This window comes from Methylobacterium sp. J-048 (genome assembly GCF_022829515.1).
Classification (GTDB): domain Bacteria; phylum Pseudomonadota; class Alphaproteobacteria; order Rhizobiales; family Beijerinckiaceae; genus Methylobacterium.
On the sequence record NZ_JAKSYL010000299.1, the window covers coordinates 1 to 15,666 of the forward strand.

Annotated in this window: 20 protein-coding genes; 12 read left to right on the plus strand and 8 right to left on the minus strand. The window is 63.8% G+C overall.

The annotated features are described in order from the left end of the window. Positions 1 to 375 precede the first annotated feature (375 nt). From MKL09_RS31335 to MKL09_RS31355, 5 genes are all read left to right on the plus strand, one after another. Positions 376 to 654, plus strand: coding sequence for a hypothetical protein (locus MKL09_RS31335; protein WP_244025853.1), 279 nt, complete (start codon positions 376 to 378; stop codon positions 652 to 654). Between the two features lie 131 nt (positions 655 to 785). After that, entirely contained in the window at positions 786 to 977 is a 192-nt protein-coding gene (locus MKL09_RS31340; protein ID WP_244025854.1) for a hypothetical protein, read from the plus strand. Between the two features lie 18 nt (positions 978 to 995). Beyond that, on the plus strand, positions 996 to 1,193 hold the full coding sequence (locus MKL09_RS31345) for a hypothetical protein (protein ID WP_244025855.1): 198 nt from the start codon (positions 996 to 998) through the stop codon (positions 1,191 to 1,193). A gap of 52 nt (positions 1,194 to 1,245) precedes the next feature. Continuing rightward, positions 1,246 to 1,500 (plus strand): hypothetical protein, encoded by a 255-nt coding sequence (locus MKL09_RS31350; RefSeq protein WP_244025856.1) that lies wholly within the window; start codon positions 1,246 to 1,248, stop codon positions 1,498 to 1,500. A gap of 947 nt (positions 1,501 to 2,447) precedes the next feature. Further along, positions 2,448 to 2,600, plus strand: a complete 153-nt coding sequence (locus tag MKL09_RS31355) for a hypothetical protein (protein ID WP_244025857.1) — start codon at positions 2,448 to 2,450, stop codon at positions 2,598 to 2,600. Positions 2,601 to 2,635: 35 nt separating this feature from the next. Here the strand turns inward: MKL09_RS31355 and MKL09_RS31360 are convergent, their stop codons facing one another. The 5 genes from MKL09_RS31360 to MKL09_RS31380 form a co-directional block, all read right to left on the minus strand. Further along, the gene (locus tag MKL09_RS31360) at positions 2,636 to 3,037 is read right to left on the minus strand and encodes a hypothetical protein (protein ID WP_244025858.1); all 402 of its coding nucleotides are present in this window, start codon (positions 3,035 to 3,037) and stop codon (positions 2,636 to 2,638) included. A gap of 88 nt (positions 3,038 to 3,125) precedes the next feature. After that, on the minus strand, positions 3,126 to 5,042 hold the full coding sequence (locus tag MKL09_RS31365; protein WP_244025859.1) for a hypothetical protein: 1,917 nt from the start codon (positions 5,040 to 5,042) through the stop codon (positions 3,126 to 3,128). Positions 5,043 to 5,101: 59 nt separating this feature from the next. Continuing rightward, positions 5,102 to 5,632 carry a hypothetical protein gene (locus tag MKL09_RS31370; protein ID WP_244025860.1) on the minus strand — a complete coding sequence of 177 codons (531 nt, stop codon included), beginning with the start codon at positions 5,630 to 5,632 and terminating at the stop codon, positions 5,102 to 5,104. A 74-nt stretch (positions 5,633 to 5,706) separates the two neighbouring features. Further along, the gene (locus MKL09_RS31375; RefSeq protein WP_244025861.1) at positions 5,707 to 6,174 is read right to left on the minus strand and encodes a hypothetical protein; all 468 of its coding nucleotides are present in this window, start codon (positions 6,172 to 6,174) and stop codon (positions 5,707 to 5,709) included. 10 nt (positions 6,175 to 6,184) lie between these two features. Next, positions 6,185 to 6,481: a hypothetical protein gene (locus tag MKL09_RS31380; protein WP_244025862.1), complete on the minus strand. Its 297-nt coding sequence runs from the start codon at positions 6,479 to 6,481 to the stop codon at positions 6,185 to 6,187. A 101-nt stretch (positions 6,482 to 6,582) separates the two neighbouring features. On the opposite strand from MKL09_RS31380, the gene MKL09_RS31385 reads away from it, so the two are divergent. The 3 genes from MKL09_RS31385 (at position 6,583) to MKL09_RS31395 (ending at position 7,893) form a co-directional block, all read left to right on the plus strand. After that, entirely contained in the window at positions 6,583 to 6,861 is a 279-nt protein-coding gene (locus MKL09_RS31385; protein WP_244025863.1) for a helix-turn-helix domain-containing protein, read from the plus strand. A 158-nt stretch (positions 6,862 to 7,019) separates the two neighbouring features. Then, complete coding sequence (locus MKL09_RS31390) at positions 7,020 to 7,250, plus strand: hypothetical protein (protein WP_243945139.1); 231 nt, start codon at positions 7,020 to 7,022, stop codon at positions 7,248 to 7,250. A 493-nt stretch (positions 7,251 to 7,743) separates the two neighbouring features. Further along, a complete protein-coding gene (locus MKL09_RS31395; RefSeq protein WP_244025864.1) occupies positions 7,744 to 7,893 on the plus strand; it encodes a hypothetical protein in 150 nt (49 codons plus the stop codon). 666 nt (positions 7,894 to 8,559) lie between these two features. On the opposite strand, the gene MKL09_RS31400 is transcribed toward MKL09_RS31395, so the two are convergent. Next, positions 8,560 to 8,940: a hypothetical protein gene (locus MKL09_RS31400; RefSeq protein ID WP_244025865.1), complete on the minus strand. Its 381-nt coding sequence runs from the start codon at positions 8,938 to 8,940 to the stop codon at positions 8,560 to 8,562. Positions 8,941 to 10,117: 1,177 nt separating this feature from the next. Between MKL09_RS31400 and MKL09_RS31405 the strand changes: the two genes are divergently transcribed. Beyond that, entirely contained in the window at positions 10,118 to 10,339 is a 222-nt protein-coding gene (locus tag MKL09_RS31405) for a DUF6894 family protein (RefSeq protein ID WP_243945136.1), read from the plus strand. 469 nt (positions 10,340 to 10,808) lie between these two features. Here MKL09_RS31405 and MKL09_RS31410 read toward each other — a convergent pair whose 3' ends face one another. Then, positions 10,809 to 11,087, minus strand: a complete 279-nt coding sequence (locus MKL09_RS31410; protein WP_244025866.1) for a hypothetical protein — start codon at positions 11,085 to 11,087, stop codon at positions 10,809 to 10,811. Positions 11,088 to 11,835: 748 nt separating this feature from the next. Between MKL09_RS31410 and MKL09_RS31415 the strand changes: the two genes are divergently transcribed. From MKL09_RS31415 to MKL09_RS31425, 3 genes are all read left to right on the plus strand, one after another. Further along, positions 11,836 to 12,300, plus strand: a complete 465-nt coding sequence (locus MKL09_RS31415) for a tellurite resistance TerB family protein (protein WP_244025867.1) — start codon at positions 11,836 to 11,838, stop codon at positions 12,298 to 12,300. Positions 12,301 to 12,452: 152 nt separating this feature from the next. After that, positions 12,453 to 12,701, plus strand: coding sequence for a hypothetical protein (locus MKL09_RS31420; RefSeq protein ID WP_243947355.1), 249 nt, complete (start codon positions 12,453 to 12,455; stop codon positions 12,699 to 12,701). Positions 12,702 to 12,827: 126 nt separating this feature from the next. Beyond that, positions 12,828 to 15,248, plus strand: coding sequence for a PAS domain S-box protein (locus MKL09_RS31425; RefSeq protein WP_244025868.1), 2,421 nt, complete (start codon positions 12,828 to 12,830; stop codon positions 15,246 to 15,248). Positions 15,249 to 15,338: 90 nt separating this feature from the next. Here MKL09_RS31425 and MKL09_RS31430 read toward each other — a convergent pair. Next, on the minus strand, positions 15,339 to 15,666 hold a 328-nt coding region (locus MKL09_RS31430; protein ID WP_244025869.1), incomplete at its 5' end, for a CsbD family protein.

The following is a 15,666-nucleotide window of genomic DNA, read 5'->3' on the forward strand; positions in this document are numbered from 1 at the left end:
ACAGGTCGTTCCGGGCCGCCGCAGAGGCGTCCGGTCCACAAGGCAAAGCCTCATCGTCGCGGGAATTGGCGTTCCCGCTTGACGCCTGGGGGCGTCTCGTGGCTTGTGGGGATTGGAATCCGTCCCCCACAGGCCACTAAGATTTTCGACGTGCCCCTCGTTTGGCGACGTGGGGCCCGTTGGTTTGTCAGGGGTCTACTGGCGGCGGCTGTGGCTCCTGATGGTGCCTGCGACTCGCACACAGCGAGCGCCAGCCGGACATGGCATGTCGGCCGGACGGCACGGTTAAGTCAACGGTAAGGGGACGAGTGCGGCCTCGGAGCAACTGGGTCGCATCCGCCGAACTGAGCCGCGGTTTAGGTCGTTAATGGCCCGATGCCCGATCTGACGATCCCGCTGATCTGCGCAGCCGTGTTCATTGGAGTGGGCTGGCTGATCATCCACGCCGGACGGCAGTACGACGACGCAATCAAGGATACCCTGTCGGTTTTCGCTTTGGCGTTTGGGCTGCTGGCCATGGCCAGCGTGACGGCAAAGCTACACGCCCGGCTCGGCGTGGGACGGATGACGCATCGGGTCGAGGCTCGATCGCAAGTCGAGCGTCCCACTTCAGCGCGGCCCGTGCGAAAAAACGGGGGCGGCCTGGGTCCGTGAAGCCTGCCGTGTATCTTTGGGCGGATCGGGCCAGGCTGCGCATGTCGGTTGGGCGGCACGGTTAAGTCAACGTTGGGACCCGAGCCGGCAGCTGGCGCATTCTCGGTGAGGCACAAAGGGTCTCACTGAGCATGATCGCGCCGACCCCATCGGACATCGGTCGCAGGGTCGCTTATCGCGACCGCCCGGAGGTGGAGCCCGAACTGGGCATCGTCACATCGTTCGACAGGTTCTTCGTGTTCGTCCGGTATGGCGCCGACCTCCACAGCCGAGCGACCAAAGCCAGTCACCTCGAATGGGTCCGTCTGGCCTCGTCCGGTTGACCACATTGAGGAGCTGCCGTGACCGAGCTTGAGAGGGTTAAGCGCGAGATCGCCACCCTGGAGGAGAGCGTCCGGTCCTCGTTGCGCGCACTCGAAGACCCGGACCTGTCCGCAGAAGGGGCGAGGCGCGAACGCGCGAGCATCGAGCTCTATCGGCGCCACCTCGGCGACCTGCTCATGAAGCGCGACGATCTGCAGGCCCTGACCAGCAAGTGAGACGGCTGTCTGCGTTCTGGTGTAGCCGAGCTTACGGGCGTATCAGCCCGGCATGGCCAAACGCGCACGACAGCTCCCGCAAGACCGCGGCTCCATCCTGTTCGACGTCGTGTTCGAGGATGGTAGCCGCGCCTCGAACCGGCGCGTGCCGATGGAGATCCTCGGTGGCCTGGATGGCGATCAACCGGCCCGCGATCTCATCGAGCAGCAGGAGGCTGAGATCGCCGAAAAGGCAGGCCGTCCTCCGCGGGGGATCCAGAGCCTCATGCGAACGGCTAAGCCGGAGCCAAAGCCCGTTCGAGAGTAGCGCCTGCGCAACGACCCCCATCTTATCGGCTTGCAGCAAGCCGACTAACGCTAATTAAGGGAGCAATACAGTTCCCAACCCTACAACGCGCCTGCTCAACCGTTCCGCTTCGCAGCAACGGCGCCTTCATTCGGATCCAGTAGCATAGTCGCGGTGAGATCAAGCGGCGCGGCGATGCAGACGGCAACAAAGAAGGCAGGCGATCGGGCTGACCGCTCGACCGATCACAAGGGCGACCTGTTCGACCCGCACTTCCCTGGCGTCAGGGTCGCCTCGAAGGCCGTGACAGCGACGCAGCCCCCCGCGTTCTACGATCCCTACTTCCCGGCAAAACCGCGGGCGAAGGATCCAGCGCATGTTTAGCCGGACGCTCTCCTCGCTGTGCCTCTATGTCGTGGGCTTGCCCGCCGCAGGCTGGACAGTCCGCACGATCACGAACTCGGTCTCTCGCTGACGAGCGCAAAGCGACGATCTCATCGCGATGAAATAGATAGTCAGTTCAACCGTGTTCATTATTAACTAGCGGACGTGGAACGCTTTTAGCCGATCAATACCCGTTTACTATATGGGGATTGATTTCGGTGCTCATATTGAGCTTAATCTGTCTTGTTTCAGGATGTGTACTCGCTAGCATTGCCCCAAAACGCCTCCACCAACAAGCGCTGTTGGAAGGCGTCGGCGGCTGTCTGATCGTGCTTGGCCTCTGCCTGATCGGTGCTAGCCTCTCACTGTTTCGATAAAGCATGCCCACTTTCAAGGACCTGTTTTCGCCAGCCACAAGCCGAATATTGGTCGTCTAGAGGCATCGGATACCCCAAACGAGTGAAGCGACGCCACTCAAAGCCCAATACCTATTCCTCCGGGGGTTCGCGGAGGGGCTTCCGATACGCTTCATCCTGATACTTGTCTTGCTGGCTTTGACAGTCGCTACGCCACGCGCGGATGACGTGGCAGACCTGCCGGATCTGGCTAGCGTTTTAGCCTCGACACCGCTGGAGCGTCAGCAGATCGGCTGCTTTAACAAAACCACGCTTGATGATCGCCAGCGGGCCGATCAGACAGTGCAGATCACGCAGCCAAGCGAGGCCCCAAAGGACTGATCACCTGGAAGTCCGGGTAGGGGTCCTGGCTGTTCTTACGCCCGCTCCAATATATCAACGAGGAACGTGCCGGCTGCGGCGAGGACATTCCCGCGCCCGCCCCAGCGCAGAGGCTCCATCTCGATCACCGTCGCCACCTCCGGCAGCACGGTCTCGGGCGCTTCGGCCTCGCGGTCGGCGTCATTCCCACGCAACCACGTGACCTGCGCGCCGTGGTGGTTCTCGGGCGCCGCCAGCGATGGCTCGGCGTCCCCGCCGTCCTCCAGGTCGGCGTCACCGTCCATGCAGTCGAGCACGGCGATGATGCGGTCGGCGGCGTCGAGGGCGACCTGGGCGGCCTCCTCCAGGCTGGCACGAAGTGCGGGCCCGGCGAGCGGCTCTAGGGTCTCCGGAGCGGCCGGACTCGGACGCGGGGTGAAAGTGAGCACGTCGCCCATGGGTCAGGTCTCAGAATGTGAAGGGGGGAGCCCGGCGGGGTCCGGCCGGGGCGGTACGCACGGCTACGGAAGAGGTGGCGGGCGCCTATCAGCGCCCTGCCCGCTCGGCCTCGGCGTGGGCCACCAGCTCGTGGGCGAAAGCCTCGATCGCGGCCGGGTCGCCGCTGTCGATGGTCGTGACGGCGCACATCGACAGTCGCGTCTCGCGGTCGGCACAGGTGCTGGGTACTCGGCGTGAGGCTTCCAGTTCGGCCGCGCTCTCGATCTCGGTCAGAGCGTCGCCGAGCCAATGGATCAGCTTGCCGAGTTCGTTGGGCTCCGTCGCCCCGTAGCGCCCTGTGCGCGTTCCGCACCGTGGCCCCCAGGTGTAGGCGTAAGCCACGCCGCCAACCGCATCCGCCACGCCCCGAATTGCCTGCAGGTCATCCAGCGAGGCGGACGCGAAGTCGAGCATGCCGACAAGGCTGGCCTCGCGCCGAGATCGCTCCTCCCGGGTCGCCAGAACTGTGCGCAGGGCGTCGGCGATGACGGTCAGGCCGCGCTCGCCATCCGAAGGTCGGATGTCTGGGCTTGCGCGGAAGATTGCCCCGACCAGATACTCAGCGAGAGCCGCCACACCGGGCAGGGTCGTGGGGCGGACGGCAAGCAGCGCCTCATAGGCGGCGATTTCGCGCCGGGACGGCTCGTCTGACGCCGCCATCGCCTCGGCATACTCGGGGTCGCTATCCAGCATCTCGTTCCAGACGTCCGAGAGCCGATCCCATTCGGCGTAGGCGGCGCGGTGCTCCTCGATCAGCGCGAACACCGGGTCGGGGCCGTTCTGCCGGCCGAGCGCAGTCAGGACCTGCGCTTCCACGCTGCCGAGGTCGACTGCGGCCGTCAGCGCCGGCAGGAACAGGGCGGCTCGGATCTCGGCCTTTCTGGCGCGGGCCTCGTCTTCGCCGATGCCCTCGCGCAGACCAGCGGTCCGCCGATGGTATTCAGCCCAAGCGATGTCGCGCAGGCGTTGGAGCTCGATGCCCAGACCCTGCGGGATGCGGGCGAAGTTCATGGGCTCGATTGCGGGCGAGGCCATGAAACCGGGCGGCGGGTTGTGCCAATCGACGGCGGCCGGCCCGGTGAAGGCGAACAGGTCCCGGATCAATCCGTCGCCTAGCTTCTCCGGCCAGTCGATATCCTCGTTGCGCTGAGCGACCCGAGCTTTGAGGCGCAGGCCAGCTAGGGACGCCGCCGGCAGTTCGCAGATCCGGTCCTCGATCTCGCACAGCTCGTCGAGCGCTTCGGCCGATGCAGCCTCTGCGGCCTCGACGCCGGTCCGCTCGCGCCACGCCTGACAGCGCTCAAACCAGGCCTGCCAATCCGGCCCAGAGCCGGCCGGCGCGGGCCCAGGGCGATCGCCAGCAGCGTCTGAGACCGTGATCTGCCGCTGAATGGCTTGAGCATAAATATCGCGTGCCGCCTCCCATTCGGGAGCAAGGGCCAGCAGCATGGCGTCCGTCTCGGCACGGCCCTGCGCCGTCATAGGCTCAGCGCCGCTCCGGCGGTCCTGCTCGGCCTTGAAGGCGCGCTCAGGGTGGAGCGTCAGGGCGGCTATGGCGTCTGCCCGCAGCTCCCGCCGGACCCGGGCTTCCCAGGCCTCATGCTCGTCACCGGGGAGGTGGTTGGCTTCAAGGACGCGCCGGCGGCCGATCTCGCCCTGCACATGGCTGTGCATCTGCATCGCGTTGAAGCCGACCCACTGCGCCATGGGCCGGCGCGAGACCTTCCCGGTAGCGTCGGCATAGGAGACCGTACCGTCGCGGTGGTCGATGCCGCTGACAGCCAGCACGCCGCCGGTGAGACCGGCCTGCGCGACCTGGTCGGCATGCGTCGGTTCGGGCGCCGAGGGCTCGGCCTGGGGCTTGGACGCGGGGATGCTGGCCCGCAACTCGGCAGCGCGCTCCCGAAGGCTCGGGCGCTCGGCATCGCGGCGGATTAGGCTCTTGAGGGAGCTACGGAGGGACATCGCGGGATCCTCGAGACTTGAGGTGCGCGGGCAGCCGGCCCGCTCGGGTGCGGGTCGGGTCAGAGCAGGGTGGCGAGGCCGGTCAGGACCATGCCGCCACCGATGATGAAGGCAGCAGCCAGCAGCTCGCCGGCGGTGTCGAGGAAGCGAAGGGACCGGCTGTGGGCGGTGTCGGGGCGGACCGGCGTCACGGCTTCCCACGCCTCGATCGCGCCCGGCTGGGTCTCGTCAGGCAGGGTGCGGTAGCGGCGATCCAGTGGGATCTGGCGGCGGCCGGTGCGGGCGCTGGTGCTGCGGGCTCGGACGGGCTGGCTGAAATCCGGGATGGCGCGAGCGCGGCCCTGCTGCTGCTGAGCCTGCTGCGGCACCATCGCGGGGGCGGTGACGGTCTCGGTAATCAGGGCATCGAGGTCGGCGCGCAGATCGTCGAAGACGGCGGCCTCGCGGTGCTCGATCTCGACGCGCAGGGTGCGGACCCGCTCCATCGCGTGGACGACGCCCTGCTGGTAGGCCGGTGCGTTCTCGGCGTCGGCGAGGCGGTCGCGCAGCTCGGCCAGGGTGTAGGCGGGGAAGGTCAGTACGTGCGTCATCGTTCGGGCTCCAGAGGGCTCGGGTGGGTCGGCTCGGTGGTGAAAGGGGGCGCCCCGCGGTGGGGCGCGTCAGATCAGGCGGCGGGCGGCGCCATGCCTGAATTCAGGGCCCAGGCGGGGTGATCGCCATCGGGGCCGTAGAGGTCGGGGAACAGGGACCAGAGACGGTCGCTGATCCGGTTCAGCAGGCTGTCCCGCACGTCCATGCAGTCGCCGCGCAGGGCGTCGTCGTGGAAGTGGTCGGCCTCGTCATGCATGTCGCCGGACACGTAGTCGGCGAGGGCCATGCCCAGCACGGCGGCGCCGATCTCGGCCTGAGTGGCAGGCGACAGAAGGTGCCAGGCCTGCGCCGGGGTGAACGGCAGGGGCATGCGCGTCCAGAGCGCTGCGTGGTCGGGGAGCCGGGCGGTGTCGTCGCCGCGGAGGGCTGGCTCTGAAGCGGCTCCAGCGCCACGAAGGTCCGGGACAGAGGTGAATGCGGGGGCTGCCGTGGCGGCGAGGAGGCCGGCGGCGAGGGCGCGGCGGTTGATGCGGGCGGTCATGGCGGCAGTCTCAGTGCGCGGCCATGTGGCGGGCCATCTTGGCGGCGCGCCACGCGGCGGTGAGGCAGACGGACATGGCCTCGCCCCAGGTGCCGCCGAACCGCTCCTGATGGGCGCGGGCGGCGGAGGCGGCGGCCGACATGATGGCACCGCGGTCGAACTGGCCAGCGGCGAACAAGGGCCGGCGGGTGGTGCGCACCGTCATGTCGATGCGGGCTTTGGCGGAGAGCAGGCCGGGGGCGATAGCCGGGCGGCTGTCGTGCAGGCTGCGGGAAAGGGTGTTCCAAGAGACGGTGCGGTGGGACATCCGATATGCCTTGCGCGGGTCACTGCTTACCCTTATCGTGTAATCCCATCCCGATAGCGCGTCAACACTCAACGCGCATCTTTTTGCATGATAGGTGTAAGATGCTGACGGGAGAGCAGCTGCGCGCCGCGCGCGCGATGCTGAAGATGGAGCAGGGCGAACTGGCCGAACTGTCCGGCGTGTCGTCCGAGACGATTAAGAGGCTGGAGCGGTTGGACGGCCCGCTCAGTGCGAACTCGATGACGCTCGACGGCCTTCAAAAGGCGCTGGAGCGCGAAGGGGCAATGTTCCTGCCGGAGAATGGCGGCCTGCCTGGTGTTCGGCTGCGACGAGACCCGCCGGCCAACATCCGTGTGCGGAAGCGTCGAGGTGAAGCATGACCGCCGGCCTAGAGTTCATCCCCGAGAACGGCGGCGGGGCCGGGGTCCGGTTCCGGGAGCGGAAGGGGTAGGCATTGGAGCGAGCAGGCCGTACCACCGAGCACCTGAGGGCGACGGGCTACCTGAAATAGCCCACCCACATGCGGAGTATGTAGGCCGTGAAGCACATCTACACCTTCGCCGAGGTCGACGGTTCGCGGCTGGCGGCCACCGCAGACCGTGACGGAGCGAACCTGCCTGGCAGCCCGCAGCTGTGGCGGCGTTTGGACAAGCTTGATGTCGAGGAGATGATCGGTAGCTCCGGCATCACTGCGATGGGCAACGCCGAGGAGATCCTACGCGACGTGCGGGACCACGGCCTCTATCTCACCCCAAGCCAATCGGTCTGACCTATGCTCGCCAGCCAGCGCTACGTGCGACACTACGAGGATCCAGAAAGCGCGAACTGATACCCTTGCTGAGCACTTGATTACCAAAGGCGGCCTCGCACGAGGCTGATGTCCGTTGGCAAGCACGGAGTGGCCAGATGCGAGCCATCCTCATTGCTGCGGTAGTAGCGATCGCGATTGTCACCGTCTTGGTCCTCGGTGGACTGACGGGTCGCGGCATCGGCTGATCTTTGGCTCCTGTGGCCTGGAGATCACGCAAATTCTGAATTGACGAAACCTTAACTTTTGCCGCTAGCGACCGATCCCGGTCTATGGGCAACGATGGATGCGCTTCTGCGGGCCTCCTTCAATGCCGACCCCTCTGTACGACCGCCTGCATCGCTACATCGTGGTAGCATTGCTGTGCGGTGGCCTGGCGATGATGGGAGCGGCCTGGATGTGGGACGCAATGTGATGAGCCAGCACAACAGTCAGGGCCGATAGGGCAGCTGAGGTGAAGTCGCCGATCACGACGGGCTTAGGCGTCTTCATCGTGGCTGCGGTTTCCTCGAACGTGCTGGACCAGCTCGGAGTCGAGAATGCTCCATTATTGGTTGTGGCGGCTGGGCTCGTAGCTATCGGCGCCGTCATGATGCTCAAATGACGCCATCTGGCGCCCTCTAGAAAAGGTTCAAAAGGCGTGACGGTCGAAGCCGAACTCGAGCGCTCTATGTCGTCTACATGCCTACGCTCGGTCTCACGCTCCCACTCCGCATCTGCATCCTTGACGACGCGGCTTGCGTCGAGGATGCCAATGGCCGACGCACCGGGTTCGTCGCTTGGTCAGATGGTAGTGTCGACGAAGGCGATGAGCCATTCACACGTGCCGAGGCCATCGAACAGGTTCGCCTCATCGCAAGCGCCTGGGCCAGCGCGCTGACCAGCGAAGGTACCCTTGATACCGGCCCCGCCCTCGAAGTTGGTGCTGCAGCTGCCGAGCCATCGCCGGAGGGTTGAAGCCGCCCTCGAAGCCGCCGGCGTCATCTTCATTGAGGAGAACGGCGAGGGACCGGGGGGTGCGGCTGCGGAAAGAATAGAGGTCGCAATGACCGTATCAACGACGGCGGCATTCGACCTCTCACCGGTACGGATTGGACGCGCTAGTCGATAGGGCATAAAGCCTGCATCGTTACCAGAAACCGGAGGAACGTGAGGCGATGACATGTCATTCGCGCTAAACGTCGTCAGGCTGCTCAGGCGCCTCCCGCACACCGCGCGGTTTGATCGGCACCTGGACGACTGTGCAGCTTATGAGGTCTGGTATCGGGACTCAGACCCGGCGCTGCCGCCCCTCAAGGTGACGCAAGCGCTGAGACTTGTTCCGCTCGGCGGCTTCTACCTGCCCAGCCCGGAGATAGTGAGCAAGCGCGTCAATCTTACCGTGGTCAGTGACAACAGCAGACGGGGCAGGGTGCAACACGAACCGCTCGATGCTGCCTGAGTCCTTAAGGCTCTCCAACATCGGCGCTAACCGGTCAAAAAGCTGGTCAAGGGTTTCCGGAGTGACCAGGACGAACTTGAGCAGGCGCTTGGCGTGAAATCCCGGCTTGCACCAGCACTTCACCTGAGAAATTACCCGCGCTTTCAAGTTGCCAGTGTCCTCCAAGTCGTTTTTGGCGATGATCTCTAAAAAGTACACTTCGTTCGGCATATCGATCTCGTCTGATATACCGGTCTAGGCGGGTTGACGCGGGCACCGCCCCCGTGCAACAAAAAGCGTGTGAGAACTAAAGCCGCCGTTGATCCGGTGGTTGCAACGGCCGGGCACTCAAGCCCGGCCGTTTTCTGTATTACTCGTCGGTTAACCACGACGCAAGCTTTCGACCTAAAGGCTGCCCGATGTGTGGATTAGATGGATGCGGACGTAGTTAAAAGTTCTTCTTCGGGTTGTGCTGTACCTCGACACACTCTCGCTAGATGCTAGCATCCCGCCATGCGCACAGCCCTCGCCGCCCTCGCCTTCGTCGTCGCTGCCGGTGGGACGGAGGCGGCCGAGCAGCTACCGCGGTTCGCGCCCAACACCCTCTACCCGGATGCGCGGGCCACGCTCCTGACATCAGGCTGGCAGCCGGCGCCTGTATCAGTCAGGGCATGCGACCGCCGGGAAAGCACCTGCGAGATCTATCCTGAAGCTGAGAACTGCTCGCCGGTCGGATCGGCGGCTTGCTCCATGCTCTGGAAGCGAGGGGCGCAGCTCATCAGCGTCATGACGATCGGCGACAGCGATATCCTGGTCCGGTCTGCGTCCTGCCGATCTGGCTGCTAGCTCGAAATAGTCCGCGCCGACCTATTGGGTGAGTGAGGGTACGACAGGTAAATCGCTGCCGCTGGGAGGCGCTGGCCCCCTCATCGGCCGCCCATCTTTCGCACTCGCTACGCCAAAAGATGACGTCAGGTCCGGGAATAATTGCGACCAATCCACCAAAATAAGTAGTTTAGGAACCGCTTCGAACAGGAGGCTTCTCGGGTAGGGAGGGCTTGCGGATGCTTAGAAGAATACGCCTGATGTGGGCGCGCAACTTCTGTTTGTCTTCCGCTGTGCTGCCGGTGAAACTTGCGACTTCTGGTTTATCACATGTCATCATGGCTTATGCCCCCATCAAGGAGCGCCATCTTGGCAGGCCTTAAGGCCTTTGTTCGGAGGGCGGTCGTCGACATCTGTAATCGATCGCCGCGTACAAGTCTCGACAAAATTGCCACTCGCAGATTCATTTCCAATTCCAGAATTATAAAGGTTTCCCAGTGTTTCTGAATGCTTTCGCATGCCTTGAACTACGTAGTTTGCCTCAAGAAGCCCTTCCGGGGGTCGTAACGATCGGGAGGCCTAATTGACCGAGCGATTCTACTTCGACATCGAAAATGATCGCGAGACGATTCACGACGGGGAAGGTGTCGAAGCTGTCAGTTTTGAGCAGGCTATTGAAGAAGCACGCATTGTAATCGACGAAATGGCTGATGAATTAGATGTCGGCGACTCCGCTAGATCGTGGACTTTAGTTATTCGGAGTGCGAGTGGAGCACTAGTCGGACGGTTGCCGATCAAACGATAAGCGTTCACTCAAGAGTGATCAGTTCTTGGCTCGTTGTGAACGGTACGGACTACCGAATAATCCGTTGTTCCGAAATCGCCTTCGCCATCTGCCGCGCGTGGTTCTACACGATGTCGCGGAAGGTGCGGCGCACCCCGTCAGGAGCGCGCCGCAAGTTGGCTCGCGGTCTCCACGACGAGCTGGAGCCCCTTGGCAAAGCCCAGGCCACGAAAAAGCCCGCGCCGGCGAACCAGGCGGGCAAAGGTTGGCGATGCTCACACCCTCAAAAGCCGAGCGCCACAACAACGTGCATGCCGGGAAGGCCTTAACAAAGGCTCACTGGATGCGCCCGCCCCTCCCCCAGAACCCGCGACCCCTGAAACGAAAAAGCCCCGCGCGGCGCGGCCGGCGGGGCTAGGTAGGTTCGTGGTCTCAGGAACGAACTGACACCTGCTGGTGCAAGGTGCGTTCCAAGGCTGTGACTATGGGATCACTTCCCACCACCGCTACCAGTCGAACCCAAGCGGGAGGGCTGGCCTTCGTTGCCAGCAGCTGCCGAGTCCGTGGCGATGCCGTCGGCCGCACGACCGGTCGGGGAGTAAGTTGCAGCCGGAGCATCGCCGGTCGAGCCGGGCTGGCGCGTGACGACACCGGGTGAGCCGGGCGGAACTACGACGGTGGTGCTGGTCGGCGTCTCGACGACAGCCTGAGCGAATGCAGGGGTGGCCAGAACCGTGATGAGCGCGGTGGCAAAAGCAATCTTGGTCATATCAATCTCCTGTCGGGATTGGTGCGGCAGGAAACTCCTGAAGCGCCGAGCAAACTAGGATCATGAGCAACGGATCCGGCCACTAGGACGGAGCAGAATGCTTATGTGCGGCTCCGCACACTCGTTGGCATCGGCGCCGAATTCCCCGTCTCACTCCGCCTCCGCCATCTGCAACCCGTGGTTCTGCACGATGTCGCGGATGCAGTTGCAGCAGATGAGATAGACGACCTCCCTCCGCCAGCCCGTGATCCGATCGGGCGGCGGGGCCGAGCTGGCCAATCCACGTAAGCCTTCGTTAACCTACAATTTCGGCACGTTGCTCGCTATCAGCCTGCAGGTGCCGTCATGAACCGTACCCGTTTGCTCAGTGTCGACGACCCCGCTCTCGATTGCCCCGTCTCACCGGAGACCGTAGGCCGGCTCGCCAAAGCCGATCCCGAGGCAGCACGCCTCCTCCTCGACGGTATCCCGGAAGCGACCCGGGCGCGGCTCGCCGTCTGGTTGTACGGCCGCAGCCACACCCACGAGATTGGGGTGCGCGTAGCCGCAACATGTGAGGGAGCGACCCTGCGCCGGGCCGCCGGGCTTGTCGGCAACGTGCTGTATGACTTGTCCCGCCGGCCTTACACAGCGCCAGCTCATGGCCTGCATGGCAGCGGACGGCGGCAGGTCAGCCTCGGCGGATCCCACAGCACAACTGCCCATGCGAGCTTGTGACGACTGACATCTTTCAACCTCTCGGATCGCGATGAACGCCCTCAAGGATCTGCTGATCCGCTTCGGCCGGACCGTCACGGCCTATGCCGGTGACGAAGCGCTGATGCAGGCGGGGATCTCGGCCGCAGCCAACGTCATCGTCGCTGACGGCGAGGTGGCAGGTGACGAGTTCGAGACGGCACTGGTCGGTCTGCGCGCCAACCCGATCATCGAGAAGGGCTACGACCTCCTGATGCTGGAGGAGGCGCTGTACGAGGCGATCGCCCGGGCACGGACCCGCGCAGGCCGGGTGGAGAACCTACGCCGGGTCGCCGCGATTGCCGGCCGGCCAATGGAACAGCGGCAGGACGCGTTCCTTGTCGCTGCCGATGTCGCCGACCATGAGGGCGTCAGCGAGGTTGAGGACAAGGCGCTGACCGAGATCGCCGCGGTTCTCATCGTCAACAAGCCCGAGCTGATGCAAACAGCGGTGGCTCGGGTTACGCCTCGGCAGTAAGCCATCGCGTAGTGGCATCAACGTTCGAGAGCAGGTCGATCAGCCGACCCAACACCTCGCATAGACGTGATCGAGCCGCGCGCACCCGATTAACCTCGTTCGGAGCACGGCGTTCGTGAAATGGCTATGGCGCCGGCATGGCAAACCGGCTCATGACCCTAGACCTGCTAGCCACCCTCGACATCGTGGATGACGATGTCGCTGCCGTGGTGGACGCATACATGACGGACCCGGCCTCTGGTCACGTCTCGTTCGGCGAAGGCTATCGCATTGACCCGGCTGCCGCCGTCGCCGATCACCCTTTCGCCAACACGCTGATCCGTCAGCCTTGGGCAAGCCCAGAGCTTCGACGGGCTGCCGTCCGTGCCGCCATCATGCTCGCCCAGCCAGAGCGGCTGTAGCGGTGAAGTCTGCCCCTGACCGCACGGCCTAGCGCCTTCCTGCCTGGAATGAGGTGCTCTGATGACGATTGCCGTCAGACGATCATTGTAACCTAACTTCCGCCTTAGAAGCAGCTACACGGGGCTATGCCTGTACGTCACCACCTCCAGCACGTCATCGAAAGTGCAATCGATTTCGCGATCATCGGCACCGACCTGAATGGGGTCGTCACGGACTGGAATGCTGGGGCAGAGAACATCTTCGGTTGGAGATGCGATGAGATCGTAGGCGCATCGGCCGAACGTCTCTTCACAGCTGCTGATCGTGCCGAAGGCCGTCCCAACGAAGAGATGCGCCTCGCGGTCGTCGATGGTCGAGCGAGCGATGAACGCTGGCATCTCCGCAAAGATGGCACCCAGTTCTGGGCGTCGGGCGAGTTGATGCCCCTGCGCATTGAGGATGGCACACACCAAGGCTACGTCAAGATCGTCCGCGATCGCACACGCCAGCATGAGGCTGGGAAGCGTCTACGCGAGACCCGAGATCGGTTTGAAACACTCCTTCAGACCGTCGAGACAGCCTTCGCTATCGTTGAAGTTAAATTTGATGGCGAAGATCGTCCGGTAGACTATCGCTTCCTTGAGGCTAATCCAGCCTTCGAGCGCCAGGCCGGGGTCAACCTGCGGGGGAAATGGGTCACCGAATTCGCACCGAACCTAGAGCGTTTCTGGTTCGAGACCTACGGACGCGTCGCATGGACCGGTGAGCCAGCAACCTTCGAGAGCTACGCCGAGGCTTTCGGGCGCTGGTTCGACGTGCGGGCCATCCGCGTCGGTGAACCCGCGGAACGGCAGATCGCGATCTTCTTCAACGACACCACCGAGCGACGCGTCGCGGAAGAGCGACTGCGCGCCAGTGAGGCGCTCGCCCGCGAGAACGTACAGCGCGTGCAACTCGCCCTCGCAGCAGGGGCGATCATCGGTACCTGGCATTGGGATTTGACCACCGATCGGTTCACCGTCGATGAGGGGTTCGCACGCAGCTTCGGGCTTGACCCAGCGCTCGGACGAGAGGGTATTCCGCTCGCCCAGATCGTCGCAACCGTTCATGCCGACGATCAGACGGGACTGGCTGCGGCGATCGACGAAGCGATCAAGCGAGGTGGTGCTTACGCGCATCAATATCGCGTGCGGCGTACCGATGGCAGGTACTATTGGATCGAGGCGAACGGACGCGTCGACAACGACGCGGATGGTACGCCGTCGAGCTTTCCCGGCGTCCTCATCGACGTTGAGGAGAGGCGCACCGTTGCGGCGGAGCGCGACCGTGCTACCGCAGAGTTGCGTACCCTCAACGAAACCCTTGAGCAGCGTGTGGCCGACCGAACGGCCGAGCTGATGCGAACCGAAGAGCAACTGCGCCAGTCACAGAAGATGGAGGCAGTCGGCCAGCTCACGGGCGGGGTGGCGCACGACTTCAACAACCTGCTCACGGTGATCAAGTCGTCGACCGACTTGTTGAAGCGACCAAACCTCGCTGAGGAACGTAGGACGCGCTACATCGCGGCGATCTCAGACACCGTCGATCGCGCGGCCAAGCTGACCAGCCAACTACTGGCGTTCGCGCGGCGACAGGCGCTTCGACCCACCGTGTTTGATGCCGGCCAGAGCGTGCGCATGCTGAGCGAGATGGTCAGCACCTTGACCGGAGCACGCATACGGGTCGCAACACATCTCGACGAAGAAGCGTGTTTCGTGAACGCCGATCCGAGCCAATTTGATACTGCGCTCGTCAACATGGCCGTGAACGCCCGTGATGCGATGGACGGGGCTGGGGAGATCACGATCAGGGTCAAGGCAGTCGAGGAAATCCCCGCTGTCCGCACGCATCCAATCGTCGTGACGCCCACTGTCGCCGTGTCGATCAGCGACACGGGCATCGGCATCGCACCTGTGGATTTGGAGCGGATCTTCGAGCCGTTCTTCACGACGAAAGACGTCGGTCAGGGGACCGGGTTGGGGCTCTCCCAAGTGTTCGGCTTTGCAAAGCAGTCGGGCGGTGAGGTAATCGTCGAGAGCGTGGTTGAGCAGGGCACGACGTTCACACTTTATCTGCCTCGTGTGCCTGCGCCGGTCGAGGTTGCCATTGAGCGTGATGACGAGGCAACCGCCGATGGCGGGAACCTGTGCGTGCTCGTAGTCGAAGACAATCGGGATGTCGGCGACTTCGTGACCCAAACACTGAAGGAACTCGGGTATCGCACGCACTGGGTCGAGAATGGACAAGCTGCACTGCTAGCCTTGGCTAACGAGCCAAACGCCTACGAGATCGTCTTCTCGGACGTAGTGATGCCGGGAATGACCGGGATTGAACTCGGCCGCGAAATACGGCGCCTCTATCCCGGACTGCCCGTCATCCTGACGAGCGGCTATAGCCACGTCCTAGCCCAGGAAGGCGGGCACGGTTTCGAGCTGCTCCAAAAGCCGTACTCGGTCGAAGCCCTGTCACGGGCCCTAAGCAAGGCAGCATCCAAGCGACGTCGCAGACGCTCAACAAGAGCTCAATAGAAGGCCACGTGGTCTCTCTTTCCTTCTAAAATGAGCCCGCATCGACCGGGCTGCCATATCATCACGGCTCGCCCGGCCTCGCGCAGATTTTTATCGACGGCCGTGGATGACTAAAGCGAACAGATAGCCGATGGCGCCGGCCAGAATGGCGAGGCCCAGCGGTGACTCCTGCACGTGCGGCCTTAGCGCCTCGTTGCCGCGCTGGTACACACGCTGCGCGTCCGGATACCGCTCGCGAGCCTTGGCGAACGCATCGCCGGCGAATTCCCGCGTTTGCCCTGCCGCTTCGCTGAGCGTGTCCTTTGCCTGTCCGTACAGGTTTTGCGCCGAGCCTTTCAGCTCAGTGACATTGCCCTCGTCTTGCGTCCGCTTCTCGCCGGTCAGATCGCCCGCTGCACCCTTAACCTTGCCGCCGAGT

Bases quoted from the DNA above. Each gene is read 5' to 3' on its own strand.
- MKL09_RS31385 (WP_244025863.1), top strand. From the start codon at position 6,583: ATGCTGACGGGAGAGCAGCTGCGCGCCGCGCGCGCGATGCTGAAGATG.
- MKL09_RS31370 (WP_244025860.1), bottom strand. From the start codon at position 5,632: ATGACGCACGTACTGACCTTCCCCGCCTACACCCTGGCCGAGCTGCGC.
- MKL09_RS31375 (WP_244025861.1), bottom strand. From the start codon at position 6,174: ATGACCGCCCGCATCAACCGCCGCGCCCTCGCCGCCGGCCTCCTCGCC.
- MKL09_RS31425 (WP_244025868.1), top strand. From the start codon at position 12,828: ATGCCTGTACGTCACCACCTCCAGCACGTCATCGAAAGTGCAATCGAT.
- MKL09_RS31340 (WP_244025854.1), top strand. From the start codon at position 786: ATGATCGCGCCGACCCCATCGGACATCGGTCGCAGGGTCGCTTATCGC.
- MKL09_RS31350 (WP_244025856.1), top strand. From the start codon at position 1,246: ATGGCCAAACGCGCACGACAGCTCCCGCAAGACCGCGGCTCCATCCTG.
- MKL09_RS31420 (WP_243947355.1), top strand. From the start codon at position 12,453: ATGACCCTAGACCTGCTAGCCACCCTCGACATCGTGGATGACGATGTC.
- MKL09_RS31335 (WP_244025853.1), top strand. From the start codon at position 376: ATGCCCGATCTGACGATCCCGCTGATCTGCGCAGCCGTGTTCATTGGA.
- MKL09_RS31400 (WP_244025865.1), bottom strand. From the start codon at position 8,940: ATGCCGAACGAAGTGTACTTTTTAGAGATCATCGCCAAAAACGACTTG.
- MKL09_RS31380 (WP_244025862.1), bottom strand. From the start codon at position 6,481: ATGTCCCACCGCACCGTCTCTTGGAACACCCTTTCCCGCAGCCTGCAC.
- MKL09_RS31365 (WP_244025859.1), bottom strand. From the start codon at position 5,042: ATGTCCCTCCGTAGCTCCCTCAAGAGCCTAATCCGCCGCGATGCCGAG.
- MKL09_RS31410 (WP_244025866.1), bottom strand. From the start codon at position 11,087: ATGACCAAGATTGCTTTTGCCACCGCGCTCATCACGGTTCTGGCCACC.
- MKL09_RS31360 (WP_244025858.1), bottom strand. From the start codon at position 3,037: ATGGGCGACGTGCTCACTTTCACCCCGCGTCCGAGTCCGGCCGCTCCG.
- MKL09_RS31415 (WP_244025867.1), top strand. From the start codon at position 11,836: ATGAACGCCCTCAAGGATCTGCTGATCCGCTTCGGCCGGACCGTCACG.